This window comes from Sorangium sp. So ce302 (assembly GCF_051530145.1).
GTDB classification, from domain to species: Bacteria; Myxococcota_A; Polyangia; order Polyangiales; family Polyangiaceae; genus Sorangium; species Sorangium cellulosum_B.
Genome location: NZ_CP150326.1, coordinates 5,653,760 through 5,680,108 on the forward strand (window position 1 = coordinate 5,653,760; position 26,349 = coordinate 5,680,108).

A 26,349-nucleotide genomic window follows, 5' to 3' on the forward strand; every position below is an offset into this window, starting at 1 on the left:
GCCATGGAAACGAACCCGAAAGAGAACACGACGCAGCCTGAGCTGTTCACCGCGAGCGACGTCGCGCGCTTCTGTCAGGTGGACCTCAAGACCATCCACAATTGGGCGGACAAGGGGGAGATCCGCCACTTCCGCACGCCCGGACGGCACCTCCGTTTCCGGCGGCTGGACGTGCTCGATTTCCTCCGAAAGTACGGCTACCCGATCCCGGAGATCCTCCGGATGGGCAAGCCGAAGGTCGTCGTGGTCGACGACGACCCCTCCGTCCTCGCCGCGCTCCGCAAGACGCTGTCGCGGAGGTTCGACCTGACGACGTTCCAGGATCCGTTCGACGCGCTCGTCGCGGTGGGCAACCTCCAGCCCGACGCGCTCATCCTGGACATCATGATGCCGGGCCTCGACGGCGTGCGCTGCCTGGAGCGGCTCCGCTCCATCGACGCGACCTCGCACATCCGCTGCATCGTGTACTCGAACCACGAGGACATGAAGAAGAACGCGACCGAGGCCGGCGCCTACGACTTCATCAAGAAGGGCGAGGCCGGCGAGCTGCGCGACTCGCTCGAGCGGCTCATGGGCCTCGAGCGAGGGTGACGCCTGAGCGGGCGACGCCCGCGCAGGCCAGCGGCGCCCCTCACTTGCCCTCGCGGTAGGCGCGGATCGCGTTCACGATGGCGTCCGCCATCTTCTGCCGGAAGTCGGCGGTCGCGAGGCGAGCCTCGTCCTCGGGGTTCGAGATGAACGCGGTCTCGAACAGCGCGGCCGGCATGTCGGCGCCCGCGAGGACGAAGAAGCCCGCGCCCCTGACGCCCTGATCCTTCGTGTCGGGGTAGCGGGGCGAGAGCGAGGCGAGCGACGACCGCTGGAGGAGCTCGGCGAAGTGGCGCGAGCGGGCCGCCATGTCGCCGACGTTGAGGTTCGACAGGATCGCCGCCACCTCGAGGCGGGCGCCGGGATCACCTGGGTCCACGCCCTGCCCAGCCCGCCCGGCGCGGGCGGCGTTCTCGCGCGCCGCGAGCTGCGCCGACGTCGCCTCGCCGTCGTGAGGGGCCGCGAGCGAGAACGTCTGGACCCCACGAGCGCGGCCGTTCTCGCTCGCGTTGCAGTGGATCGACACGAACAGGTCGGCGTGGAACGCGTTCGCGCGCGCGGTGCGGAGCTCCAGCGGGACGTAGGTGTCGCTGTCCCGCGTGAGGAGCGTCTCGATCTTGAGCTCGCGCGCGAGGAGCGGGGCGACGCGGTGGGCGACGTCGAGCGTCACGTCCTTCTCCTTCAACCCGGTCGGGCCGACGGCGCCGGTGTCGTTGCCGCCGTGCCCCGGGTCGATCGCGACGCGCCGGACCTCTCGCGCGCCGCCGGGGTTGTCCTTGTCATCGCGCAACGGAGGGCGGGTGCTCACGTCGACGACGATCCGGAACGGATCGGGGAGGTAGAAGATCCGGCGGTGCAGGTTGGCGGCGAGATCGAGGACGACGCGCGTTCCATCCGGCTGGACGCCGACGCGCACGCGCCGCAGGACGCCGCCGACCTCGATCTCCCTCGCGATGCCGCGCGACGTCGCCCTCGCGATGTCGACGAACACGCGCGCGTCCTTGCCGGCGCTCTCGTCCGCCGCGAGCGTGCCGACGTCGAACGTCGTCGGCGCGGAGAGCTGGACCACGACGCGCGCCCCTTTGTCCGAGCCGTGCCGCTCGATCGAGGTGATCTTCACCGGGCCGGTGGGCGCGGCCGGCGCACGGGGGGCGACGACGACGTCGCCGGTGGCTTCGGCGGTCGTCACCTGCACCGGCGCCGCGCCCGCGGAGCTCGCGGGCGCGGCGGAGGAGCCCGGCGCGGGCCCCGAGGCGAGCGCGAGCGCGACGCCCTCGACGCGGTGTCCCTCCTGCTCCAGGGCGCGCAGCGCATCCCCGCTCGGCCGGTAGGCAGCGGCTTGCGCGAGCGCGAGCGCGAGCGCGCCCAGGCACTGCGAGCGCGGCGCGCCGCCGGACGGCGCGGGCGGGGCGAGGGCCGCGTAGCGCCGCGAGACCAGGTAGAGCTCGCGGTACGCGACGGCCGCGTCGTGAGCGAGCTCGCCGGCGAGCAGCGCGCGGCGGCGCTCGGCCTGGCACGCGCGCTCGACGTGGGCCGGATCGGCCGAGGCGCGGAAGGCCGTCGCCGCCGCGCTGTAGAGCTCCATCGCCTCGCGCGCGTCGGTGACCGCCTGATCGAGGCGGAAGAGCCGCACGCGAAGGTCGCCGGCCAGCTCCGCGAGCGAGGCCGCCTGCGCCGGCGCCCCGGCGCGCGATGACGCGATGGCGACGGCATCGGCGAGGGCGACCGTCTCAGCGCGGGGTGGGAGGAGCGCAGCCGGATCGAGCAGCGCGGCGGCGCGCTCCTCGTCGGAGATGCCGGCGGGCGCAGCCGGCGCGCCGCCCTCCGCGCTGCACCCGAGGGTGGCGTGCGCCACCACTGCAAAAAGCGCGATCGCCGCGAACGCCGGAGCGCTACGATGCAACCACGCCGGGCTGGTGTGCTGTCGGTTCGCCAGTTCAGCCCCGCGCGCCGAGCGACTGGCGATGCGTCCAGGAGGTTTCACGTGCCCGACCTCACGCCCACTTCATCCACAGGACCCCTCTACGCGGACCGCGCGTCGGGGGAGAGGTTTGCCGACGCGACGAGCATGGTCAACGCGTATCTCGCCCGGTACAACGCGAGCTCTCAAGGCGGGGCCAGAGCGCCGAGCGGCGTTGGCGCCAGCACGCTCGACGAGACGGGGTACGCGCAGCTTCAGCACGGGAGCGCGACGATCGGCGTCAACGTGCTGGAGGCTCAAGGCGTCCTGATGGTCTTTTCTCCCATCATGGCCGTCCCCCTGAGCGGGCGCGAGGCCTTCTATAGACGTCTCCTGGAGCTCAGCTTCATCACCACCTCCGACGCGGCCTTCGCGATCGACAAGTCGCGCAACGAGGTGGTGGTGCGCTGCCTGCGGCGCCTCAGCGCGCTCGAGTACGAAGAGTTCGAGGATATCGTCACGACGGTGAGCCAGGTCGCCGACACCTGGGATGACGCGCTGCTGCGCGATGTGCGCGGCGGGTGAGCCGTTCGCGGTGGTTTCCGGGGGCGCCGGGGGGCGCGCGCTCCCGCCGTGCGCGGCAGCCCGTGATGCGCCGATCCGTCGCGAGATTGCGGTGCAGCAGACGCGGGTGGTAAGTTCCTCACCGCGATGACTGCGGGGGAGCAACCGACGACCGCGGAACCTGGTGAGCGCTCCCTCTCTGCTGAGGAGGCGGAACGGATCGCGTCGTCGATCCGGCCATCCTGGGAGGGGTTCGACGAGCTGTCGGGCGCCCGAGGCGACGCGCGCGGCGGCGCCGTTGCTCAGGAGCCCGGCGCATCCGCTGCGAAATCGTCGGAAGCCCAGGCGGCCTCCCCCGCCGAAGCGCCGGCGGTGAAGCCTGGACCCGCGGTGGCGCCTTCTCCTGCTGCACCTGCGGCGCCCACGACGCGCGTCATCGAGGCCCCACCAGCCGGCGCGTCCGGCGTGTCCGACACCGTGATCGAGGGGGTCCCGACCATCGCGATCGGCGAGGACCCGCCGGGACCGCCCGCGGCGGGGGCCACGTCCCGCGACGCGGGAATGGCAGGGGCCGGTGAGCAGGCCAGCCCCTCGCCTCAGCCGGTCATCGACGCCCGGACGGCCGGAGGCGCCTCGGACGCGAGCGCCCCGATCGCGCTGGAGGGCGGCGCGGTGGCGCGGGACCAGCCCCCCGCGCCCGCAGGGAAAACACAGGTAGGAATGGGTGAGCCGGCGGCTGCGGCCGGCCCGCCAGGCGCCGCGGCCGGCGCGCACGCCGCTGAGCCGCAGCCGCGGGTGGACCGGTCGCCCTCCCCGCCCCCGGAGAATGAACCGCCGTCGGCACGGCCGGCGCGCAGGGGCTCCCGCGCGGCGCATCCAGCCAGGGAAAGCGCTGATTCCGTGGCCGCGTCCGGCATCCGCACGGAGGACCACGATCCGATCGAGATCCCCGTGTCCACGCCGAACAAGACGGCGTTGCGGGTCGTGCTCGCCCTCGCGGGCGTGGCCTTGCTGCTCGTCGTCGTTCGCACCTTGCGTCAAGACGACGCCGGCGAGGATCCCGGGCCCCCGGCGGCATCGTCGACGGCGGAGACACCCGCCGTAGCGACCACGCCCTCCGCCGCCTCGCAGGCGCCCCCCGCCGCCTCGCAGGCGCCCCCCGCCGCCTCGACCGCCGCCACCGCTAGGGACGACGGCGTCTCGCCGGCGTCGAGCGCCTCAGCGTCGCCTCCGGCTCCCACGGCGACAACATCTGCCGCCGCGGCGGCGCCTACCTCTGTCACGACGCCTCCTGCGGCTACGGCGCCTGCATCTGCCACGGCGCCCGCTTCCGCCGGGAGCGCAGCGACGCCCGCGGTGCCAGCGACCAGGCCGAAGGTTGCCCCCCCTGCACAGAGGCCCGCGCCTCCTGCACCGGCGCCGCGTGGCACGAGCTCGACCGGAGGCAGCAAGGGCGGCGGCATCATCCGCGATGCGCCGTTCTGAAGCGCACCTCTTTCTCGCCTCGGCAGCGAGGCCTGCTGCAATCGTATCCTTTCGCGGACGCCGACGAGGCGAAGCCCGATCTGAGGAGCCATGAAAACACGCGCCTGCGCCCCAGTCCTCCTGCTCTCGCTGATCGCTCCCGCCGTGCTCACGGAGGCCGGGCTCCCCCCTTCTCTCTTCAGCGAACCGCTGAGCTTCGCGCAACCGTCCGATCCCGTGACCGAGGTCGCGCGCCAGCGCTACGAGGAAGGGGTCAAGGCGTACGACGCCGGTCGGTTCGAGGAGGCACGCACCGCGTTCCTTCAGGTCTACGCGCTCAAGCGACACCCGGCAGTGCTGCTCAACCTCGGACAGAGCGAGCTTCGCTCCAATCACCTCCAGGACGCCGGCAAGCACCTGCAGCAGTTCCTGCGCGAGCACGCCGCGGCGACGCCGGAGCAGCGCGCGGCAGCGGAGAAGGCGATCGCCGATGTGAAACGGAAGACCGGCTTCCTCGTCGTGACCGCCGACGCGAATGGCGCGGACATCAGCGTTGACGGCGTCCTCATCGGCAAGGCGCCGCTGCTCGATCCGGTGTTCGTGACGCCCGGCAAGCACACCTTGTTCGCGACCTACCTGGACCGATCAGCGACCACGCAGGTGGACGCGAAGATCGGCACAGCCACGCCCGCGACGCTCACCCTGGGCACGAGCGGTGCGACGCCCGCGACGCCGCCTGTCGGCGCGCCCCCCCCGGCGACGCCGACCGCTGCGCCCACCTCAGCCCCCCCGGGCGCCGTGCCGCCACCGCCGGCACAGCCTCCGGCGACGAACATCGCGCCGCCAGCGCCGGGCGCGACCGCTCCCGGCGCGATGGCTCCGGGCGCAGCCGCGCCGAGCCCCTCACCGTCACTCGCAGCGCCGACGAGCTCGGGCGCCGTCAGCGTCTCGACGAGCAGCACGATGGGCTCGATGAGCCCGGCGCAGGCCTCCGGCGGACGCGAGCCGTTCTTCCACTGGTACGCTCGCAAGCCGCTCGCCTGGGCAGGGACCGGCGTCGCCGGGGTCGGCCTGGTCATGGGGATCGTCGGCTCGGCCATCACGGTGGACGCGCGCAGCAGCGCCGACGACATCGGGCAGCAGATCGAGACGTACGTCGCGGGTCACCAGAGCGCGATCCCTGCGAACCGCAGGTCTCAGCCCTGTGGCGCGCGCGAAGATCCATCGGGCGACCTCCCCGACTTCAGGAACGCATGCGGAAAGCTCCGCGAGAAGCTCGACCGCTTTGACGGCGCGGTCCCTTGGGCGATCACAGGGTGGGTCCTCTTCGGCGTCGGGGTCGTCGGCACCGCGACCTACGCCATGATCGATTGGTACCCGCAGAAGCAGCAGACCGCGGCCGACGGGCCGCGCATCACCGCGATCGCGCCGTTCGTGGCGCCAGGTCAGGCCACGCTCAGCGTCGCAGGCGCCTTTTAGCGCTGCAGTCCGGTGCGCGGGCGCCGCGGCTCGAGCTCACGTATCCCTGGCGATACGAAGCAGATCCCGCATCGTCGACCGCGGGACATCCGCGAGGCGGGCAGCGGCGCTGACATTGCCGCCCACCTCCTCGAAGGCGCGGAGCGCATCGGCGGGCGTGATCTTCCGGCGGACCGGGGGCTCGCGATCGGCGATGACCGCCGTGATGTGCTCGGGCAGCACACGGCCATGCGCGCGCAGCGCGGCTTGAATGAGCACGTTCCGCAGCTCCCGGACGTTGCCTTGCCAGCGGTGCGCCCTCAGCGCTGCGAGCGCCCCAGGGGACAGCTGGCGCCGGCCAATCTCGGAGCTCGCCAGGAGGTGCTCGGCCAGGAGCGGGATGTCGTCGGGCCGATCGCGCAGCGCGGGGAGCTGAAGACGGCACACCGCCAGGCGCTCGTAGAGATCCGCGCGGAAGCGACGCTCGCTGACGAGGGTCTCCAGGGGCTCGCAGGTGGCGACGACGAGCCGCACGTTGACCTGCGTCGCCCTCTCCGCGCCCAGCGGGCGGACCATCCCCTCCTCGACGACGCGCAGCAGCTTCGCCTGGACCTCCAGCGAGAGCGCCGCGATCTCGTCGAGGAAGAGCGTCCCATGGCTGGCCTCGACGAACGCCCCCTGACGCTCCCGAACCGCGCCGGTGAACGCACCCCGACGATGGCCGAACAGCTCGGACTCGGCGAGCTCCCGCAGGATCGTGGCGGCGTTCAGGACCACGAACGGCCGGTCGGCCCGGGGGCTCTCCGCGTGGATCGCCCGGGCCACGAGGTCCTTGCCCGTGCCCGACTCGCCGCGCAGCAGCACGGGGAGCTGGAGCGGCGCCACCCGCCGCACCGCCGCGGCGAGCTGCCGCATGGGCCGCGAGCGGCCGATGAGCCCGGGGAGCGGCGGCCCATCCTCCTCGATCACCGGGACTTTTCGGGCCGCCTCGACGCACATCGCCGTGCGACCGATCTCGAAGCAGCCGCCAGGAACGAGCATCGCCTGCCGCACACGGACGCCACCGACGCGAACGCCGTTGCGAGAGCCGAGGTCCGTCACCTCGATCGATGCGCCGCGGTGCGCGACGCGGCAGTGCCGGGCGCTCACCGCGGCATCATCAAGCCTCACGTCTGCAGCCGGAGCGCTTCCCAGGATGAGCTCGGCCCCCGGCGCGACGGCGATGCGCACTGGAGCGCCTCCGCTGGGATGCTCGCAGCGGAGCCACACCGTGGCGAGCGCGTCGCTATCGTCCACGATCTCCACGGTGACGTCCCGGGTCGAGAGGGGCTCACCGCCGCGCGCGCCGGGGTCCGATCGACCGCCGGGCGCTCCGACGAGCGCTCCCGGCAGCGCCACGAGGGGCGCGGCTGGCGCCGCAGGCGGCGCGGACGCCGCCATACCGCCGTGAGCCGAGGTGAGGGGTCTGGAAGGGCTGTCGTGGTCGCTGCGGATCTGTGCGTCGTCCATGTCCAGGAGGTTTGTCGTCGGCACGCGAGGCGCAGTTGCGTCGCCCGGGCGACATTCCTGCTCGTCGGAACGCGCCCCCTTTGCGCTCTGGACCGCGCTGTTCTAGAGGCCGTTCGTGAGATCGCGCTCGACAAGGTGGACCGCGCCGCTGCTCGGCGTGGCGGCAGCGGGCTGGGTGCTCTCGGCCAACCAGGCCCTCGCACAGCCCGCAGATCAGGCGACGGCCGCAGCCGAGGAGACGGCCGCGGCCGAAGAAGAAGAGGAGGCCGGGCCGGAAGCCGGGGTGAAGCGCCCCGCCGGGCCCGACGATCGAAGCGGACACCTCCTGCTCCAGGGACGGGCCGGGTACAGCCAGCCCTTCGGCAGCATGGCCGCCGGCCAACCGGTCGCCGACACGGTCTCTGGCGGGTTCGCCTTCGGCGCCAACCTCGGCATCGGCTTGAGCCGCGTGACCGTCCTGGAAGCAAGCGGCTCCTACACCCTGCTCCCGGCAGCGGCAGGCTGCAGCGACTGCTCCGGCCGAAGCCTCGATCTGGGTCTGGGGTTCGTCTACCACGTCGCCCAGGGGATCGCGGTCGACCCGTGGATCAGCTACGGCGTGGGGTACCGGCGAGCGGTCTTCACATGGCCGGAGGCCTCGGCGGCCGGTCCCACCGGGACCGATCACGTGTTTCACGGTCTCGATGTCGCCCGCATCGCGCTGGGCGCCGACTTCTACCCGGCGCCGATCCTTGGCGTCGGTGTGTTCGCAGAGCTCGACGCCGGCACCTACCTCTCGCGCCCCGACGAGGGTTCCGACCCCACGGCCTACGGATTCTTCCAGATCGGTGTGCGCCTCGCGCTGGATCCCCTACCCCGGGGCACGCGACCACCGGCAGCCTCGGCCGGTACGTCACCGAGGATCGCCGCTCAAGCGACCGGCTTCCAGGGAGCAGCCCGCCGCTAAAGCAGCCGGAATGTGGGCGGTCCAGAGCGAGGGGCAGGTATAATCTGCCGCGAATGGGCGAGTTCAGGACGAGCAGCCGCACCCGACCCGTCGCGGCTGCCGTGACCGACGTAGGTCGCCAGCGAAAGCACAACGAGGACAACGTCCTCGTGAAGTCCGATCTCGGCCTCTTCGTCGTGGCGGACGGCATGGGCGGGCACAACGCGGGCAACGTCGCCAGCGCGCTCGCGACCAAATCGCTCGACAACTTCTTCGAGGCGACCCGCGCCGGCAGCTTGCCAGGCCCCGTCCCGGCCGACGAACAGGAGCTCGATCCGGAAGCACGCCGCGTCGTCGCGGCGATCCGCAAGGCGAACCACGATGTGTTCGTCATCTCGAACACGTACACCCAGCACCAGGGCATGGGCTCGACGGTGGTCGCCGCCTACGTGTCGTGCGAAACGGAGCAGATCCATGTCGGGCACGTCGGCGACAGCCGTTGCTACCGGATCCGACACGGCGAGATCGAGCAGCTCACGAAGGACCACTCGCTCATCAACGACGCCCTCGCGCTCAAGCCCGACCTGAGCCAGGACGAGCTGGCGAGGCTCCCGAAGAACATCATCACGCGCGCGCTCGGCATGAAGGACGCCGTGAAGGTCGACATCCGCTCGGAGCCCACCCAGCCCGGCGACGTCTTCCTGCTCTGCTCGGACGGGTTGAGCGGGATGATCTCGGAGCAGCAGATGCTCGATGTGTTCGACATCACCCAGGATCCGCACGAGGCCTGCGAGCTCCTCATCGAGATGGCCAACGAGGCGGGCGGGACCGACAACATCTCGGCGCTGATCGTCCGCATCCAGCTCGACGCGCAGGACGAGCGGCAACCGAACAGCGCCGAGCTCGACGACACCCGGCCCCTCCACGTCGATGAGTTCGGCGAGACGGTTCCGCCCGCGGCGGTCCACGACGGACAGCCCCCGGTCGACGAGGTCGATCTCGACATCGCGGCGCAGCAGGTCCACTCCATCGCGGACAGCGGCCTGCGGAGCCAGGCCCACAGCGCGCCAGGCACGGTGGCGCGCATGGCCGCCGCGCCGTTCACGGATCGGCGCTCGCGGGCCGCCGCTGGCTCCGGTCGCTACACCGCGGTGACGACGGCGGCGAGGCCTCCCGTGAAGGAAGCCCCGCCATCGAAGCCCGCAAAGCGCGCGACCGAGGTGCGGGTCGCGCGGTGCGCGCACTGCAAGCACGAGCTCTTCATCGGCAACCGGTTCTGCGTCGAGTGTGGCGCCCCCATCAAGCCGTGAGCCGCGCCGCGGGCGCGCTCGGGGCGGCCGCGTCGGCGTCGACCTGCGCGCCGCCCCGAGCGCCGGTCGCGAGCAGCGACCGACGCCGCGGGGGCGACGCGACAGATCACTTGACCGCGAGCAGCTCGACCTCGAAGACGAGGGTCGAGTTCGGCGGGATCACGGGCGGGAAGCCGCGAGCGCCGTAGCCGAGCTCCGGCGGGATCGTCAGCTTGCGGAGGCCGCCGATCTTCATGCCGGCGACCCCCTGATCCCATCCCTTGATCACCTGCCCGGCCCCCAGCTTGAACGAGAATCCCTGGCCGCGGTCGCGCGAGCTGTCGAACTTGTCGCCGTTGGTCAGCGTGCCGACGTAGTGCACCGTCACGAGCTGGCCGTGCTTCGCCTCCGCGCCTGTGCCTTCCTTGAGGTCCTCGATCCCGAGCTCTGCTTGCATGGTCGACTCCTTTCGGCGCGATGGGAGGAGCGCTGCACGGTCGCGTCAAGCCGAAGCAGCAGATGAGCCCTCCGGACGAGCGCCCGCGAGCGCAAAGACGCCCGGGTAATCGTGGCTCAGCCGCCGAAACCAGGGAACGTGAACACGGGCGCGCCTCCGGTCATCCGCCAGGTGTTGGCGGTCTGCTGGACGACGGGCTGCCGCAGCAGCGGGTGCGGGTGCGTCTGCTCGAAGGCGAACAGGATCGTGGCCGGCGTGAGCTGATCGAGCGACGCGAAGAAGCCGAGCGTGAGCATCGCGCCGCCCTCGGTCCAGCGGTACCCCTGCTGCCGCGCGCCAGCGGCGAGCAGGTTGTTCACGCCCGCCACGTCCGCCGCGATCTCGTTCGGCTGGTTGAAGATGGGGAGCGTGCGCGACAGCATCCGCCCGAGATCCGCGGGCGTGACGCCCCGGCTCCCCCCCTGCCCGTTCGCGCAGCCCGTGTGCCCGAGGTGATGGTGGCCGAGCTCGTGGCCGAGAACGAACGCGAGCTGCTCGTGGTAGAGCTGGCGCTGCCGCTCGACCTTGCGCGCGTCGGTGTGCTGCACCGGATCGACGAAGCCCACCGGCGGCCGGACGATCGGCTGCCCAGGCCGCTGTCGCTGCGCGAGCATCCGCAGGAACTCGTCGAGCTTCCTCGTCCCGAAGACCTCGTCGGTCGCCTTGAACTGCGCGATCTGCGCCTCGACCTCGAGCAGCCCGTCGGTGATCGCCATGAACGGCATCCGCTGGTCGTCACAGCCGGCGAACGCGTTCACCTCGCCCACCGTCGGATCGGCGATGAACGGGATGCCCCTCACCTTCTGCTGCGAGGCCGCCGGCAGCGCGCCGATCAACGCGCCCATGACGACGCCGGCCTCGGACTGGAGCCAGCTGACGTTGATGTCGTTGATGGGATCGCCGAGCACCGGCAGCCCCGGCATCGTGGGCACGTTGAAGGTAGGCGCCGGCACAGGCCCGGTCTGCGCCGGCGGGTACCCGGGTTGCTGCGGGTACCCGGGCTGCTGCGGGTACCCAGGCTGCTGTGGAGGAGCACCCTGCTGGGGCGCGCCGTACGGAGGATAGGCCTGGCCGTACGACGGCTGAGACGCAGGCCGGCGCGAGCTGCCTCGCTGACAGCCTGCGACCAGTCCGAGAGCCAGAACGAGGGCGCCGATCGGTCGAAGCAGATTCATCGCCGCGAGCATAGCGCACGGCGAGGGGGTCAACCTCGCCGCGCCGCACGCAAGATCTCGGCGCGCTGTCCGCGACGCCGCGGCGCCGCGATGAGCCGAAAGCTGGGCGCCGGGCGTCAGGCGCAGGAGGACCGATGAACAGACACCGTGCCTGGTCTGCCGCCGCCGCCACCCTGTGGATCAGCGCCGCCACGCTCTCTGGCTGCGGCGGCGCCTCCGTCGCGCAAGCCCCGGTGGCGCCGGAGCCCGCCGCTGCGACCTCGATGTCGCCGCACAAGGGAAGCGCCGTCGAGACGGCCGATGATGCGCTCGCGGAGCTCGAGCGCGCGGAGGACGAGCTCGATCAGGCGATCGGCGCGCCCGCGCAGCGCGACGAGGGCCGGACCGTGGCGGAAGCGGCGCAGCCGGGAGCGCCGCCGCCGGCGGCTTCGCCGCCGAGTCCGAGCGTACCCGACAGCCGCGCCGCGCCGTCACCGCGGGCGACGGCCGCCGGCGGCGAGCCCCCTGCCAAGAAGATCGAGGCCGAGCCGACGTCCGCGTCGCCGTGCGAGACCGCGTGCCGCGCGCTCGCGTCCATGAGCCGCGCCGCGCAGCACCTCTGCGGGCTCGCCGGCGATGCGGACCAGCGGTGCGACTCCGCACGCGCCCGGGTCAAGAGCGCGACAGACCGGGTCGAGGCGCGGTGCCCGCGCTGCGCCGAGCTCTGAGCCTCGACCAGGGACGCCCCGCCGGCCGCTCCAGCTCGACATGAGCGGTGCTGCTGTCGCGCACAGCTGTGCCCACCTCGATACGGGCCGAGCGCGCCTTCCGCTCAGACGGTGACCTCACGGGCCCGGCGCGAGGAGCTGAAGCAGCCGCACATTTTTGTACATATCCCCGAGCGAGCCTGCCGCCGCATGGCCGGCCTTCGCGAGCAGCTCGATCTCCTCGGGGCGCACCTCCACCTGCACCGTCAGCCGGCCGGCGCCCGGCTCCACGGTGAGGGTCGCGCGCTTCGCGATCTCGGCGAGCGCCGCCCCGGGCTCCGGGCCAACGAGCGCATTCAGCGCATCGACGTTCGCGCGCTTCTCCTCGAGGAGCTTCCGGAGCTCTTCGGCCGCGTCGGCCGACGCGGCGTCGATCGCGACGGTCGCCGAGAGCCCGCCCTTCGTCGAGACGCCGACGGTGACGGCGCGCGGGCCCGTGGAGCCGGTGAGGATCGCGCGGAGGCTCGGCTTGCTCTCGGAAAGGAGGGCGACGCCCAGGAGGGGACGATCCCACCCGATGTGCGCGAGGCGCGACGTCGCCTCGTCCCGGCTCGCCAGCGACGTCCCGGCCTCCTCGGCGTCGATGCTGGCGCGGATCTCTGGCTCGGCGCCATACAGCAGGATCGACCCGTCGCGCACGGCGATCGCGTCCTCGCCGGCGCGGAGCAGGTACTTCACGCTTTTGTACTCCGCCTGGACGTAGCTGTGCGTCGCCAGGCGCTCCGCGAGCTTCTGCTCGTTGAAACGCCCGCGCGCGACCACGAGCGACGGGGCGACGACCAGCTTGTCGACATCGAACCCGAGATCGATGCCCGTCGCCTTCTTGATGTCGTCACGGGTGCGCTCGATGTGCAGCCGCACCGCGCTCCCCTCCGCGCCGAGCGCCTGCAGATCGATCTGGTGAGGGTCGACGATCACCACGCCGGGGACGTTGCCTTGGACATATTCGAGCAGCGACTCGTCTCTCGGGAAGGTTGCGGCGCGGAGGTGCGCCACGCCGAAGCCGAGGAGCCCCGTCTGCTGGGCGAGGACGATGATGAGCACGAAGCCGACGAGCACGATGTACTTGGCCTTGCCTCGCTTCTTCGTAGCTCCGGCGACCTGGACCGGCTTCGACGCGCTCTCGGTGCTCATCTGTGCTCGCTGCGCCCTCTCTGGGATGCCGCACGCCGCCAGGCCCCTGCGGGAACCGCCTCCGCAGAACCGCAAGCGCCGCTCGTGGACCCGGGGCGCGCTGCGGCAGAGCATAACCGGAAGCGAGACGCCGGCCAGGCCTTCCGCCGGGGCCGCCGGCCGGATAGAACCGACGCGACGTGCCTCGATCCTCGTCCTCCGATGGCGGCGGCGCGCTCGCACAGCCGAGCGATAGCTCCGTGCTGCCCGCCGCCCTCGGCCGCTACCACGTGCAGCGCCTCCTCGGCGAGGGCGCGATGGGGCGCGTGCTGCTCGCGCACGATCCGCTGCTCGATCGCGACGTCGCGCTGAAGCACCTGCGCGACGACCTGCGCATCCCGCGCGACGTCCGCGAGCAGCTCATCGTGAGGATGCGCCACGAAGCGCGCGCCGCCGCCCGGGTGACCCACCCAAACCTCGTCACGCTCCACGACGTCGGCGAGGACCCGGACTTCGGGCTCTACCTCGTCTTCGAGTACGTCGAGGGGCCGACGCTCAAGCAGCACCTCCTCGGGCGGCCGCTCTCGGCGTCGCAGGCGGCGCGCCTCGCGTGCGAGCTCGGCGAGGCCCTCACGATCGCGCACCGGGCAGGCATCGTCCACCGCGACATCAAGCCGGAGAACATCATCCTCTCCGCGAACGGCGGCAAGATCGCCGACTTCGGCATCGCGCGGATCCCGGACTCGACGCTGACGCACCAGGGAGGGCTCATGGGGACGCCCGCGTACAGCGCGCCGGAGACGTTCCGCGTCGGCAAGTTCTCGCCCGAGAGCGATCAGTTCTCGCTCGCCGCCGTCATGTACGAGGCGATCTCCGGGAGCCGCGCGTTCCCGGGCGACGACGCGGTCTCGGTCGCCTCGAAGATCGCGAGCGACGAGCCGCCGCCGATCGCGAAGGAGCTCGGCCTCCCCCCGTCGCTCGATCAGGTGCTCGCGCGCGGGCTGTCGAAGCGACCCGAGGACAGATACCCGAGCTGCGACGAGTTCGGCGCCGCGTTCGCGAACAGCCTCGAGTGGGCCGCCTCCAGCCAGATGCCGAGGCGGATGCTGGACAGCGCCGTCACGGCGACGCCGGCGCTGCCCGCCGAGCCAGCCGCGGTGCGCGCAGATCCGCTCGACGCCGACTTCCCTCCCCGCGAGCGGAAGGCGGGGCAGATCGCCGTGGGTGCGGCCGTGGTCGTGGCCACGGCCGCGCTGCTCCTCCACACCGCGCTGCGATCTGCAGACGCGCCCGCCGAGGAGCCCGCCGTCGGAGCAGCGCCGATCGCCTCGTCGGCCACCACGGCGCCGCGACCGCGCGCCGTCCCGTCGACGCGGCCTGCGCGCCCGAAGCACGACCCCGCCGACACCACGGCGCGCGCGACGGTCAGCGCGGAGCCCAGCGCCGCGGAGCCCAGCGCCAGCGCGCCGGGCAGCGCCACGACCTCGCCCGTGCCGACCGCGCTTCCCGAGGACGAGCAAGGCGCGGACGCCGGAACACCGGAGACCGACGACCTCGGCGTGCCAGAGACCACAGAGCCCGGCACGCAGGACGCCGGTGGTGCCGATGCTGCTGCGCGTTGAACGGGTGACATCGCGGATGCGTTGTCACGCGGAAAAAACTCCCGTAAAGGAGCCCGAGTAAGCACCGTCGCTGTCCTGCACGGCCGACGCCAAGCGCCTCGCTGGGTCCATCGCAAGCCCCGGAGAGGGCGCCCTGGAATCACGCCGATCGCTGCGCTAGCGACTGTCTGAATTGCTGTTCTGCCCCTTGAGATCTCCGCGATGACTACCCTGACAAACGGCGACGATCTCCATCTGTCGCTCTACCGAAAGATGTTTCAGATACGCCGCTTCGAGGAAGAAGCGGCCCGCGCGTACGCGCAGAGCAAGATCGGCGGGTTCCTTCACCTGTACATCGGTCAGGAGCCCATCGCCGTCGGTGCTTCCGCGGCGCTCCGCCCCGACGACTACGTGATGACCACCTACCGCGATCACGGCCTCGCGCTCGCCCGCGGGATGAGCTCGCGCGCCGCGATGGCCGAGCTCTACGGCAAGGTCACCGGGTGCTCGAAGGGGCTCGGCGGCTCGATGCACTTCTTCGACAAAGAGCACAACATGCTCGGCGGCTACGGCATCGTCGGCGGGCACATCCCCATCGCCGTCGGGACCGCGTTCGCGTCGAAGTACCGCGGCGAGGACCGGGTCTCGATGGTGTTCTTCGGCGAGGGCGCGGTGAGCATCGGCGACTTCCACGAAGGGATGTCGCTCGCAGCGCTGTGGAAGCTGCCGATCGTGTTCGTCTGCGAGAACAACGAGTACGCGATGGGGACGCCGCTCTCCCGGACGCTCTCGGTCGAGGACGTCTCGCTGAAGGCGCTCGCCTACGGGATGGAGCGCGATCGCTTCAACTCCGAGCACGTCCTCCAGTTGCGTGATCGCCTCGCCGAGGCCGTCACGCGGGCGCGCACGCAGTCGGAGCCGACGCTGGTCGAGATCAGGACGTACCGCTTCCGGGGCCACTCGATGAGCGATCCCGGCAAGTACCGGACGAAGGAGGAGCTCGAGGAGCGCAAGAAGAAGGACGTGCTCCTTCGCTCTCGCATCGAGCTCGAGGAGAAGGGCCACAAGGCCGCCCTCGAGGCGATCGAGAAAGAGGTGGAAGACGAGATCACCGACGCGATCCGCTTCGCCGAGGAGAGCCCCGAACCCGGGCCCGAGGTGCTCGAGCCCACAACCTATGCAGGACCTTTTGCGCGATGACCGTCCTAAGATTCCGTGAGGCGGTTCGCGCCGCCATGATCGAGGAAATGGAGCGCGACGAGCGGGTGTACCTCGTCGGCGAGGAGGTCGGGCACTACCAGGGCGCCTACAAGGTGACCGAGGGGATGCTCGACAAGTTCGGGAGCAAGCGCGTGATCGACGCGCCCATCACCGAGAGCGGGTTCACGGGCATCTCGATCGGCGCGGCGATGGTCGGGCTCCGGCCGATCGTCGAGTACATGACGTGGAACTTCTCCGCCGTGGCGTTCGACCAGATCCTCAACAACGCGGCGAAGCTCCGGCAGATGTCCGGCGGGCAGCTCACCATCCCGCTCGTGCTGCGGGCGCCGAACGGCTCGGCGAAGCAGGTCGGCTCGCAGCACTCACACTCGATGGAGCACTTCTACGCGCACGTCCCCGGCCTCAAGGTCCTCGCGCCCGCGATGCCGGCGGACGCCAAGGGTCTCCTCAAGTCGGCGATCCGGGACGACAACCCGGTGCTCTTCATGGAGAGCGAGACGCTCTACGGCGTGAAGGGCGAGGTGCCCGACGACCCGGATTTCATCGTGCCGCTCGGGGTCGCCTCGATCGTGCGCGAGGGGACCGACGTCTCGATCATCGCGTGGAGCCGGATGGTGCACGTCGCGCTCGAGGCGGCGGCGGAGCTGGAGAAGGAGGGCATCAGCGCGGAGATCGTGGACCTGCGATCGCTGCGCCCGCTCGACGAGGAGACGATCGTGCAGAGCGTCACGAAGACGCACCGCGCGGTCGTGGCGCACGAAGGCTGGCCGTACGGCGGCGTCGGCGCGGAGATCGCCGATCGCATCCAGCGGCTCGCGTTCGACGAGCTGGACGCGCCCGTGCTGCGCGCGACGACGCTCGACGTCCCGATGCCCTACAACGCGCGGCTGGAGCAATACGTGATCCCGCAGGCGTCGCGGATCATCGAAAATGTTCACCGCGTTCTCTACAAAAGCTGACTGAGCGGACCCACATCCCCGATCAAGGTTGATAGACCCATGGCGAAGGTTCTGGAACTTCCGAAGCTGTCCCCGACCATGGAGGAGGGGCAGATCAGTGCCTGGCACAAGAAGGAAGGCGACGCGATCGACATCGACGATCTGCTCGCAGAGGTCGAGACCGACAAGGCGACCATGGAGTACAAGTCCTTCGATCGAGGGACGTTGCTCAAGATCCTCGTGCCTGCGGGCAGCGTGGTTCAGCTCGGCCAGCCTGTCGCGATCATCGGCACCCCGGGCGAGGACGTAAGCGCCCTCGCCGGCGGGAGCGGCGGCGCTGCCGCGGCGAAGCCGAGCGCGGCGGAGGCTCAGCCCAAGGGAGAGCGCGCCGCGCCGCCGGCCGGCGGCGACGCGCCCGTGACGAGCCCGCCGCCCGCGGCGCGCGGCGAGGCGGTCTCGCCGCCCACGCAGCCAGCCGCGCCGCAGCCGTCGTCGAACGGACGCGTGAAGGCGTCGCCCTACGTGCGGAAGCTCGGCCGAGAGCGCGGGCTCGACCTCAGCAGCGTCGCCGGCAGCGGTCCGCGCGGGCGCATCGTCGCGCGCGACCTCGAGGGGTTGAAGCCGGCGCCGGCCGCCGGGGCGGCCAAGGCGACCGCCCCCGGCGAGCTCGCTGCGCCGGAGGTGCGGCCGCTCAGCATGATGCGCAAGGCGATCGCCCGGCGCCTCACCGAGTCCAAGCAGACGGTCCCGCACTTCTACCTCTCGATCGACGTCGACGCCGATCCGCTGAACGCGCTTCGCGAGCAGATCAACGCGGATCTCGCGGCGACCGCCGCCGAGGGGGAGAAGCCGGCCAAGGTCAGCTTCAACGATCTCCTCGTCAAGGCGTGCGCCATCGCGCTCGTGCGCGTCCCGGAGTGCAACGCGCAGTTCACCCCGGACGCCATCCTCATTCACCAGCGCGTCGACATCTCGGTCGCGGTCGCCGTCCCTGAGGGCCTCGTCACGCCGGTGGTGCGCGACGTCGATCGCAAGCAGGTGCTCGACATCGCGGCCGAGGTGCGCGAGCTCGCCGGGCGAGCCAAGGCGAAGAAGCTGCGGCCCGAGGAGATGGCGAACGGCACGTTCTCGATCTCGAACCTCGGCATGTACGGGATCGACAACTTCGGCGCCGTCATCAACCCGCCCGAGGGAGCGATCCTCGCCGTGGGCCAGGTCCGTCGCGAGCCCGTCGTGCGCGGCGAGCAGATCGTGCCGGGCCGCCGCCTGAGCATGACGCTCTCCTGCGATCATCGCGTCGTCGATGGCGCGGTCGGCGCGACCTTCCTCAAGGTCCTGCGCCAGCTCCTGGAGCACCCGACGCAGATCCTGATCGGCTAGCTCAGGTCGCCTCGGCGCTGCTCCCCAGGGCGTCGCCGAGGCGCGCCAGGTTCCGCGAGAAGATCTGCACGGACGGGTGCGACGGCCCGAGCGCCTTCGTGGCGATCGCCACGGCGCGCTCGATCTGCTGCCACGCGCCCGACAGATCGCCGAGCGCCTGCAAGACGCGGCCGAGGTTGTTCACGATGCTCGCCACGACCGGGTGATCCGGACCGTACGTGGTTTGCGCGATGCCGAGCGCGCGCTCCAGCTGTTCGCGCGCCCCGGGCAGCTCGCCGAGCGCTTGCAGCACGCTGCCGAGGTTGTTGCAGCCGATCGCCACCGCCGGGTGGTCCGGGCCGTAGGTCGCCTCGGCGATCTTCAGCACGCGCGCGAAGTTCGCGCGCGCGCCCTCGAGATCGCCGAGGTCCCGCAGCACGCTGCCGAGGTTGTTGATGTCCCGCGCCACGTCCGGGTGATCCGGCCCGTAGGTGTCCTCGACGATCGCGAGCGCCCGCTCGAAGTCGGCGCGCGCCCCGGCCAGGTCTCCGAGATCGCGCAGCACGCGCCCGCGGTTGTTCAGCGCGAGCGCGAAGCGCGGGTGGTAGAGGCCGTAGCTGTGCTCATCGATCTTGAGCGCCTCCTCGAACTGCTCGCGCGCTCCCTTGAGGTCGCCGAGATCGTGGAGCAGCCGACCGAGGTTCGTGCGTCCGATCGCGACGGTCGGGTGGCCCGGACCGTAGGCGCGGATGTCGATCGCGAGCGCCCGCTCGAGGTGCACGCGCGCGCCCGCGAAGTCGCCGAGGTCGCGGAAGAGGGCGCCCAGGTTGTTGAGCCGTATCGCGACGCTCGGATCGTCGGGGCCGTACGTCGCCTCGTCGATGGCGAGGGCGCGCTCCAGGTGCTTGCGGGCGCCCGGCAGATCGCCCTGATCCATGAGCACGCTGCCGAGGTCGTTCACGTCGCGCGCGACGTCCGGGTGATCGGGGCCGAAGCTCGCGATGTCGATCGCCAGCGCGCGCTCCAGGTGCGCCCGCGCGCCGCCGAGATCGCCGAGGTCGTGGAGGACGCTGCCGAGGCTGCGCAGCACGGCCGCGACCTTCGGATCGTCGTGGCCGAACACCGCCTCGTGGAGCGCGAGCGCCCGCTCCAGGTACCCCTTCGCCTCCGCGAACGCGGCGCGCCCCTGCAGGTAGACGGCGAACCGGGCGAGGAGCCGCCCGCGCACCTCCCTCGCGACGTCGTGCGCTTCGGCCTGGCTCGCCGCGGCGAGCGCGTGCGGCAGCCATCGGGCGCAGAAGGGCCACGTCTCGACCTCGTCGCTGCTCTCGGGGAACGCGTGGTCGACGAGCCGTACCGCCGCCTCGGCCCACACCTTCCGGTCCTCGGGCGAGAGGCGATCGCGGACCACCGCCTGGACGAGCCGGTGCACGGAGAGCGCGCCTTCGTGCACGTCGATGAACGAGTAGCGGCGGAGCGCGGCGACCGCCTCGTCGAGCATCAGCGGATCGCTCAGCGCCTCGGCGAGCGCCGCCGGCAGGTGCGGCGCGGCGTCGGCGAGGCCCTCGCGCGGGATGTCATCGGGCGCCAGGTACGCGCACAGGCTCAAGAGGTCGACCGCGACGGGCGAGAGGCGCTGCGCCTCCTGGAACGCGAGGCCCCAGGTCGTGGCGATCGGCGTCGGGTAGTCCATCGGCATGCCGCGGAGCAGGAGCCCGCGCTGGTGATCACCGAAGGCGGCGTGGTAGGTCGCGATGGACGATCCCGTCTCCTTGATGGTCGCCGCCGCCTGCACCAGCGCGAGGGGGAGATCCCCGAGCGTCTCGGCGAGCTTCTCCGCGGCGCGCGCGTCGCTCTGCCCGGTCCGATCGAGCAGGAACTTCACCGAGTCGGCGCGATCGAGCGCCGGCACGGTGAGCGGGGTGGCGATGCCGCGGAAGCTCGGGTTCCGGGAGGTGATAACGATGTGCCCGGTGCGCGGGTGCGGGAGGTACGGGGCGACGTCCTGCGGGTCGTTCACGTTGTCGAAGATGAGGAGCCACCTGTCGTTGCGCGACAGCCACGACAGGGCCGCCTCGATCGCGATCCGCTGGTCGGCCTCGTTCTGCTCTGGCAGGTCGAGGGCCGCGGCGAGGCGCGCGAAGTCCTCGGCCGCCGTGGCCGGCTCCTCGGCGCGGATCCACCAGACGACGTTGTACTGGCTCGCGTACCGGTGCGCGTACTCGGCGACGAGCTGCGTCTTGCCGACGCCGCCGAGGCCGCTGATGGACTGCGTGAGCGCAGCGGGCCCCCCCGTGGTGAGCGTGCTCCGCAGCTCGCTCAGGAGCTGGTCGCGCCCGGTGAAGCCCGGGTTGCGCGGCGGCAGCTTCTTGATGTGAGGCTCCGCGTCGGGCGAGCTCGACGGCCTTCGAGCGGCCGGCCGTTGCGTCGGCGGCTCCGTCTCGCGGACGGCGCTCCGGATCCCCTTCGCGATCTCCGTGAACGCCTCGCTCTGGTTGGGGTAGCTCGTCACGGGCCGCGCGCGGCTCGGCAGCGGCTGGAGCTCGCCGAGCAGCGTCTTCTCCCAGGCGCAGGGCCGCAGGATCACGGGGATGACCCGGCACTCGCCGGCCTCGTGGCGAGCGATCGCCTCTCGCATCTCCGGAGAGAGCCACGCGTCGGTGGCGAGGAAATCCGCGCTCACGAGCAGCAGCACGACCCGCGCCTCGCGCAGCCTCGCCGCGGTCGCCTCTCGCCGCTCCCTCCCTCCGCCGAGCGCGAAGCCCTGGTAATTCCGGATGACCCCCTGCCGTTTCAGCGCGTCGAGGTGGGTCTCGATCTTGGGCCGCAGGTCCTCGTCCCTCGGAGAGTAGGAGAAGAACACATCGGCGGGGCTCGTCGCCAAGGCAACCATAGTTCCTCTCGCGGGCCTTAAAGTCTCACGACCGACCTGACGCGCAACGAGAATACGCGGTCGGAAAAGACCCAGGAAGAGACGGTAGTTGACGCTCTCGGATACATGCGGGTCGAACCTCCATCGTCTCGTGAGGGGCTTGCCTTACCCCGACTCCGGCTCCGTCCTACCTTCGCGCTCCTCTTCCGTGCTCGGGGAAATCCGGCCGGAAGCCTGAACGATGCGGCGCGCCGCATCCATCCATCGCCGCCGATCGTCCCGCCGCAGCTGGTTGCGGACGACGATCTTCACGAGGCGGTGGACGCTGAGCGCGTGCGGCCGCACCTCGATCAGCGAGTGCAGCCGCAGCATCGCGATGGCGTCGTCGAGCGCGAGCGGATCGTATTCGCTGAGCGACCGCCGAGGGATCGCGTCCATCGGCAGGAACGAGCACAAGCTGAGGAGCTCCGCCGCTGCCTGGTGGCTGAACACGGCCGCGAGCGAGCTCTCCCAGGCGGTCGCGACCGTCACCGGGAAGCTGACGGGGCGCTCCAGGAGCGCGGCCGGCCGCTGCCGGAACAGGGCGAGGTACTCCGCGAGCGGGCGTCCGGTCTCCTCGATGTAAGCGCCGGCCTGCGCCAGGGCGAGCGGCAAATCGCCGAGCTCCTCTGCGAGCGCGTCGGCCGACTCCGCGTCGGTCTCGCCCGTGCGCTGGAGCAGGAAGCGCACCGACTCGGCGCGCTCGATGCCGCGGACGTTCACCGTCGTGAGACCGCGCCAGATAGGGTTCTGCGACGTCGTGAGGATGTGGCCGCCGTGGGAGACGCTCGGGATGTAGGGCTCGACCTCGCTCGGGTCGCGCACGCCATCGAAGAGGAGGAGCCAGCGACCGCGGCGCCCGAGCTTGCTGCGCACCACGCCGACTGCGCGAGCGGGATCCAGTTGCTCGTGCTCGGGCAGCCTCAGCTCCGCGGCGAGCGTGACGAAAGAGGCGTCCATCGTCGCCTGGCTCTGACCGTCGATCAGGAAGACGGTGTCGTAGGCGCCGGCGTTGCGGTACGCGTACTCGATCGCGAGCTTGGTCTTGCCGGTGCCGCCGAGCCCGCAGAGCGGCGCCACGCCGCGCCTGGCGAGCGCGGCGCCGATCTCGGCGAGCAGATCGTCGCGCGCGGCCAGGTTCCGGCTGGTCGACGCGGGGACGCTCCAGATCCCGGGCGGCGGTGGCACCTCTGAATGGCTCACCGGCTGGGCGCCGGCGCTCGGTGAGCTCAGGAGGGGTTTTGGGTTAGCTGCTCGACCTGCTTTCGGATGCCCTTTGCGATGTCGGTGAACGCCTCGCTCTGGTTGACCCAGCTCGTCACCGGACGCCCGCCCCGCGGCAAGCTGGCCAGCCTGCCGAAGGGCGCGCCCTCCCAGTCGCAGGCGTCGAGGATGACGGGGATGACGCGCGCCTCACCCCGTTCGTGGCGCTCGATCGCCTTCTGCATCTCGACGTCGTAGCAGAAGTCCGACGCGAGGAAGTCCGCGCTGATGAGCAGGAGGATGACCTTCGCGGTCTCGAGGTGCTCGGCCAGCGCCGTGTCGCGCTCCTCGCCAGCGCCGATCTCGCCGTCGTGCCAGCCGCGGATGACGCCCTTCCGCTTGAGGATGGTGAGGTGCGTCTCGAGCTTGTCGCGCAGCTCGCGGTTGCTCTCCGAGTACGAGAAGAACACCTCGATCGGGCTCGCCGGAGGCGCGGAGACGCGCTCGCGCCGCGACGCTTCGAGCGCCCCCGTCATCGTGACCGTGTCGTCGTACGGGGCCGAGTCCGGCGGGAGATCGTACAGCGCGCCGAGCGACGACGACGAGGGCGGGAGCTCGAGATCGGGGATCGGGGGCGGAAGGATCGAGCGACCGCGCGACGTGATCGCGCGCGGCCGGGGAGCGCACGTGCGCTCGAGGATCGCGAGCACCCGGTCGTGGCTGCCGTCGGGGGTGTCGTAAGGCAGGAGCAGGAACCCCATGTCCGCGAGCGTCTTGCGGCGGAGCGGCGTCAGGCTCGAGCCCGGGGCGATGACGAAGCGAGGCGGCGGCGAGGCCCCCGAGAGCGCGTGGATGTCCGTCAGCATCTCGTCGAAGTTCCCGTCGGCGCGTCCGAAGCCGATGAAGAGCACGGGGCACCGCGAGAGCACGGTCGTGAGCGACTTGCGCACGTCGGGCGGCGCGATCGACGCGAGGAAGCGCTCGCGCGCGAACACCCAGCTGTGCGGCTCCTTCAGCGTGCCGTGCAGCTTGAGGATGAACCGCCGCCGCCACGCGACCTCGTCGGTGACGCGCCACATGGTGTCCCACTCGAAGCCGAAGGCGCGCTCGAGCAGGTGGTTCAGGTTCGTGGTGAGCACGGCGCGCAGCTTGTCTCGCAGCGCGGCGATCGCGATCGCAATCCGCGGCGGATCGAGCCCCTCGTCGTCGAGCGCATCCTCGACGAACGCGTTGAACTCCGCTGGGCCGAGCGCCTGCTCCGCCGCGCCCAGCGCCTCGCTGTAGCGCTGCGATCGCGCGAGGGACGCGACCTCGGCGATCGCGACCTCGTCGCTGGTCTGCTCGCGCACCCTCTCGACGAGCAGGTCGACGAGCTGACGCCACGTCGGCAGCCCGGCCGCGGCCGAGATGCCTCCCCCCACGAAGAGCACGAGCTCTCCGCTCTCGAGCGCCTCATGCAGCGCCTCGATCACCGCGGCGTCGACCTCCGCGCTCACCGTGTTCGCGTTGTCCATAAGGGTTGACATCGAGCCCCTCGAGTCTATCGCTCCTCGGCGCGCAGCGCACTTTTGCGGCGCGTCGCGTGGTGCGCCTTCGCCGCGCGTCGCGCGACGCGCCGCAAAAGTGCGCCGCGCGGCGCAGGGTCGAACGCTCGACCAGGCGGCCCGCTGCGGTCATGACGTCCGAGACGACTGACCGCCGCATCGAGCGAAGTCGGAAGAGGCGGAAACAGTCCGCGAGGCTGGAGCATGCTACGTCTCCGACATGCGCCCGGCGGCCCTCTTCACGCTGGCGACGGTGGCCACGCTCGTCGCGTTCTCCCTGGCCGGCGTGGCCGCTCCACCACCCCGCGCGCGGCGCGCCCCGCGCCTCCCGGCGCGCTCGGAGGCCGCGCTCCCGGCGGCCGCCGCTGGCGAGCGCGCGCGCTCGCCCGCGAGCGTCGTCGCGCTGCGCGCGCCCGGTCCGCCTGCCGTCCTCGTGCGCGCGGGGAGCTTCACGATGGGATCGAGCGAGGTCGAGATCGCGCACGCGGTGACGCTCTGCAAGCTCGAGCCGGCCGGTGAGCTGTGCGTCGACGAGACCGAGGCGAGCTTCGCGAACGAGCTCGTGCCCCACGAGGTGTACCTGTCGGATTTCTGGATCGACCGAACCGAGGTGACCGTCGCGAGCTACCGCCGGTGCGTCTCGGCCGGCGTCTGCGCCGAACCTCCGTACGCCTCCGGCGGGCAGCGCTTCGATCGGCCCGAGGTTCCGGTGGTTCTCGTCTCGTGGAGCGACGCGCAGCGCTACTGCGTCTGGGCCGGCGGTCGCCTGCCGACCGAGGCCGAATGGGAGCGGGCGGCGCGGGGCGTGGCCGGGCGCCGCTACCCCTGGGGTCATGTCTACAACCCATTCCACGCGAACCACGGGAGGCTGTCGTTCGACGAGCTCGACGACGGCGACGGCTTCCTCGAGCTCGCGCCCGTCGGCTCGCTCGTGGCCGGCCGCACCCCCGATGGCATCGACGACCTCGCCGGCAACGTCGAGGAGTGGGTCGCTGACTACTACCATCCCGAGTATCCAAGCGGCAGCGCGAAGAACCCGCGGGGGCCCGACATGGGGGAGGAGCGTGTGCTGCGCGGCGGCAGCTACATCCTGGGTCGGCCCTGGCTGCGTGGCGCCGCGCGGGGGCACGACTCGCCGACCAGCCGCCGCGCGTGGCGCGGCTTCCGCTGCGCGCGCGACGCCTGAGCCGCGGCGGGCGACGCTCGAGCCGAGGCGCGCGCGACGAGCGCTCGAGGAGCGCGGCGGTTGGCCGCTGCGCGGGCTGAGGCGCGCGGCGGTTGGCCGCCGCGCCGGAAGAGCCCATACTGCGCCCGTGAGGATCGCGCACCTCTCTGACCTGCACCTCCTCTCCCTCGAGGGGGCCTTCCCGTTCCGGCTCCTGAACAAGCGTCTCACGGGCTACCTCAACCTCCGCTTCCGGCGCCACGCCATCCACAAGCCGCACGCGGTGCACGCAGCGGCGCGGGAGATACGGCGGCTCGGCGTGGACCACGTCGTCATCACCGGCGATGTCTCGAACCTCGCGCTCGAACGAGAGTTCGTCCTGGTCCGCAACTTCTTGCAGAGCGATCTCGCTCTTCCGCCCGAGCGGGTGAGCATCGTCCCGGGGAACCACGACGCGTACACGAAGGGCGCGCACCGCTCGCAGCGCTTCTCTCAGTACTTCGCGCCGTACCTGCGCTCCGACATCGTCCTCGACGCGCCTGGCAAGAGCGGCGACGGTGGGGCCACCCGCGATGGCGGAGGCTCGGCGTTCCCCTTCGTGCACCTGCGCGGGCCCGTCGCGATCATCGGCCTCTCGACCGCCTGGCCGCGTCCCCCGCTGGTGGCATCGGGGCGGCTCGGCCCGGTCCAGCTGCGCGCGCTCGAGCGAGCGCTAGAACACCCGGAGGTGCGGCGGCGAACGCCGGTCGTGCTTCAGCACCACCCCTTCCATAACCCGGCGAGCCGGGCGAAGACCTTGCTGGAAGGCCTGGGTGATGCCGCGGCAGAGGGGCGGCTGCTGCGGCAGGTGCGCCGCGGCTTGCTGCTGCATGGGCACCTGCACCGGCGCATTCACCGCAAGCTGCACACCGAGCGGGGTCACATCGACGCCGTGGGCGCCACCAGCGCCTCGCTCCTTCACGACAGCGACGAACGGATGGCCGGGTTCAATGTCTACGAGATCGACGACGCGGGGACGATCGGGGGCATCACGTCGCACCGCTTCGTCCCGGGTCAAGACGCGTTCCGCGAGGTCCCGGTCCCCGAGCGATGAGCCCGCCGCGCGCTCGGCGCTCCGCCGAGCGCCCCACCGGAGCCGCGCGCAATCCATCCGCCGCACGCAGGACCGTCCAGGCGGGCG

The 26,349-nt window shown here is 71.6% G+C and carries 21 protein-coding genes; 12 read left to right on the forward strand and 9 right to left on the reverse strand.

Translation table 11 applies throughout. The annotated features are described in order from the left end of the window. Positions 1 to 3: 3 nt before the first annotated feature. Positions 4 to 591, forward strand: coding sequence for a response regulator (locus tag WME73_RS21430; protein ID WP_012236418.1), 588 nt, complete (start codon positions 4 to 6; stop codon positions 589 to 591). A 40-nt stretch (positions 592 to 631) separates the two neighbouring features. Here the strand turns inward: WME73_RS21430 and WME73_RS21435 are convergent, their stop codons facing one another. Then, positions 632 to 2,443, reverse strand: coding sequence for an N-acetylmuramoyl-L-alanine amidase (locus tag WME73_RS21435; protein ID WP_437916899.1), 1,812 nt, complete (start codon positions 2,441 to 2,443; stop codon positions 632 to 634). Between the two features lie 213 nt (positions 2,444 to 2,656). On the opposite strand from WME73_RS21435, the gene WME73_RS21440 reads away from it, so the two are divergent. Beyond that, positions 2,657 to 3,073 carry a YbjN domain-containing protein gene (locus WME73_RS21440; protein ID WP_437747261.1) on the forward strand — a complete coding sequence of 139 codons (417 nt, stop codon included), beginning with the start codon at positions 2,657 to 2,659 and terminating at the stop codon, positions 3,071 to 3,073. Between the two features lie 1,016 nt (positions 3,074 to 4,089). On the opposite strand, the gene WME73_RS21445 is transcribed toward WME73_RS21440, so the two are convergent. Next, on the reverse strand, positions 4,090 to 4,335 hold the full coding sequence (locus tag WME73_RS21445) for a hypothetical protein (protein ID WP_437916900.1): 246 nt from the start codon (positions 4,333 to 4,335) through the stop codon (positions 4,090 to 4,092). Between the two features lie 292 nt (positions 4,336 to 4,627). On the opposite strand from WME73_RS21445, the gene WME73_RS21450 reads away from it, so the two are divergent. Then, positions 4,628 to 5,995, forward strand: coding sequence for a hypothetical protein (locus WME73_RS21450; protein ID WP_437916901.1), 1,368 nt, complete (start codon positions 4,628 to 4,630; stop codon positions 5,993 to 5,995). Between the two features lie 36 nt (positions 5,996 to 6,031). Here WME73_RS21450 and WME73_RS21455 read toward each other — a convergent pair whose 3' ends face one another. Further along, positions 6,032 to 7,507: a sigma 54-interacting transcriptional regulator gene (locus WME73_RS21455; protein WP_437916902.1), complete on the reverse strand. Its 1,476-nt coding sequence runs from the start codon at positions 7,505 to 7,507 to the stop codon at positions 6,032 to 6,034. Between the two features lie 91 nt (positions 7,508 to 7,598). On the opposite strand from WME73_RS21455, the gene WME73_RS21460 reads away from it, so the two are divergent. Both WME73_RS21460 and WME73_RS21465 read left to right on the forward strand, forming a co-directional pair. Next, positions 7,599 to 8,429: a hypothetical protein gene (locus WME73_RS21460; RefSeq protein WP_437747265.1), complete on the forward strand. Its 831-nt coding sequence runs from the start codon at positions 7,599 to 7,601 to the stop codon at positions 8,427 to 8,429. 101 nt (positions 8,430 to 8,530) lie between these two features. Next, positions 8,531 to 9,718: a Stp1/IreP family PP2C-type Ser/Thr phosphatase gene (locus WME73_RS21465; RefSeq protein WP_437916903.1), complete on the forward strand. Its 1,188-nt coding sequence runs from the start codon at positions 8,531 to 8,533 to the stop codon at positions 9,716 to 9,718. A gap of 106 nt (positions 9,719 to 9,824) precedes the next feature. On the opposite strand, the gene WME73_RS21470 is transcribed toward WME73_RS21465, so the two are convergent. Together WME73_RS21470 and WME73_RS21475 are read right to left on the reverse strand one after the other, a co-directional pair. Continuing rightward, on the reverse strand, positions 9,825 to 10,154 hold the full coding sequence (locus tag WME73_RS21470) for an FKBP-type peptidyl-prolyl cis-trans isomerase (protein WP_012236426.1): 330 nt from the start codon (positions 10,152 to 10,154) through the stop codon (positions 9,825 to 9,827). Between the two features lie 116 nt (positions 10,155 to 10,270). Then, entirely contained in the window at positions 10,271 to 11,146 is an 876-nt protein-coding gene (locus WME73_RS21475; RefSeq protein ID WP_437747267.1) for a M48 family metalloprotease, read from the reverse strand. Between the two features lie 356 nt (positions 11,147 to 11,502). Between WME73_RS21475 and WME73_RS21480 the strand changes: the two genes are divergently transcribed. Next, complete coding sequence (locus tag WME73_RS21480; RefSeq protein WP_437747268.1) at positions 11,503 to 12,075, forward strand: hypothetical protein; 573 nt, start codon at positions 11,503 to 11,505, stop codon at positions 12,073 to 12,075. Positions 12,076 to 12,192: 117 nt separating this feature from the next. Here the strand turns inward: WME73_RS21480 and WME73_RS21485 are convergent, their stop codons facing one another. Continuing rightward, positions 12,193 to 13,248, reverse strand: coding sequence for a hypothetical protein (locus WME73_RS21485; RefSeq protein ID WP_437916904.1), 1,056 nt, complete (start codon positions 13,246 to 13,248; stop codon positions 12,193 to 12,195). 179 nt (positions 13,249 to 13,427) lie between these two features. Between WME73_RS21485 and WME73_RS21490 the strand changes: the two genes are divergently transcribed. From WME73_RS21490 to WME73_RS21505, 4 genes are all read left to right on the forward strand, one after another. Beyond that, positions 13,428 to 14,849, forward strand: a complete 1,422-nt coding sequence (locus WME73_RS21490; RefSeq protein WP_437873171.1) for a protein kinase domain-containing protein — start codon at positions 13,428 to 13,430, stop codon at positions 14,847 to 14,849. 201 nt (positions 14,850 to 15,050) lie between these two features. Next, positions 15,051 to 16,028, forward strand: a complete 978-nt coding sequence (pdhA, locus tag WME73_RS21495) for a pyruvate dehydrogenase (acetyl-transferring) E1 component subunit alpha (protein WP_437916905.1) — start codon at positions 15,051 to 15,053, stop codon at positions 16,026 to 16,028. After that, entirely contained in the window at positions 16,025 to 17,008 is a 984-nt protein-coding gene (locus WME73_RS21500) for a pyruvate dehydrogenase complex E1 component subunit beta (protein WP_437747272.1), read from the forward strand. Before pdhA ends, WME73_RS21500 begins: the two co-directional genes overlap by 4 nt. 39 nt (positions 17,009 to 17,047) lie before the next feature. Continuing rightward, on the forward strand, positions 17,048 to 18,367 hold the full coding sequence (locus tag WME73_RS21505) for a pyruvate dehydrogenase complex dihydrolipoamide acetyltransferase (protein WP_437747273.1): 1,320 nt from the start codon (positions 17,048 to 17,050) through the stop codon (positions 18,365 to 18,367). 1 nt (position 18,368) lies between these two features. Here the strand turns inward: WME73_RS21505 and fxsT are convergent, their stop codons facing one another. From fxsT to WME73_RS21520, 3 genes are all read right to left on the reverse strand, one after another. Continuing rightward, a complete protein-coding gene (gene fxsT, locus WME73_RS21510) occupies positions 18,369 to 21,239 on the reverse strand; it encodes an FxSxx-COOH system tetratricopeptide repeat protein (protein ID WP_437916906.1) in 2,871 nt (956 codons plus the stop codon). A gap of 144 nt (positions 21,240 to 21,383) precedes the next feature. Next, complete coding sequence (locus WME73_RS21515; RefSeq protein WP_437747275.1) at positions 21,384 to 22,460, reverse strand: ATP/GTP-binding protein; 1,077 nt, start codon at positions 22,458 to 22,460, stop codon at positions 21,384 to 21,386. Between the two features lie 26 nt (positions 22,461 to 22,486). Next, positions 22,487 to 23,986 (reverse strand): SIR2 family protein, encoded by a 1,500-nt coding sequence (locus tag WME73_RS21520; protein ID WP_437747276.1) that lies wholly within the window; start codon positions 23,984 to 23,986, stop codon positions 22,487 to 22,489. 238 nt (positions 23,987 to 24,224) lie between these two features. Between WME73_RS21520 and WME73_RS21525 the strand changes: the two genes are divergently transcribed. Both WME73_RS21525 and WME73_RS21530 read left to right on the forward strand, forming a co-directional pair. Continuing rightward, positions 24,225 to 25,190, forward strand: a complete 966-nt coding sequence (locus WME73_RS21525; protein WP_437916907.1) for a formylglycine-generating enzyme family protein — start codon at positions 24,225 to 24,227, stop codon at positions 25,188 to 25,190. Between the two features lie 127 nt (positions 25,191 to 25,317). Next, complete coding sequence (locus WME73_RS21530) at positions 25,318 to 26,262, forward strand: metallophosphoesterase family protein (protein WP_437747278.1); 945 nt, start codon at positions 25,318 to 25,320, stop codon at positions 26,260 to 26,262. Positions 26,263 to 26,349: the final 87 nt, after the last annotated feature.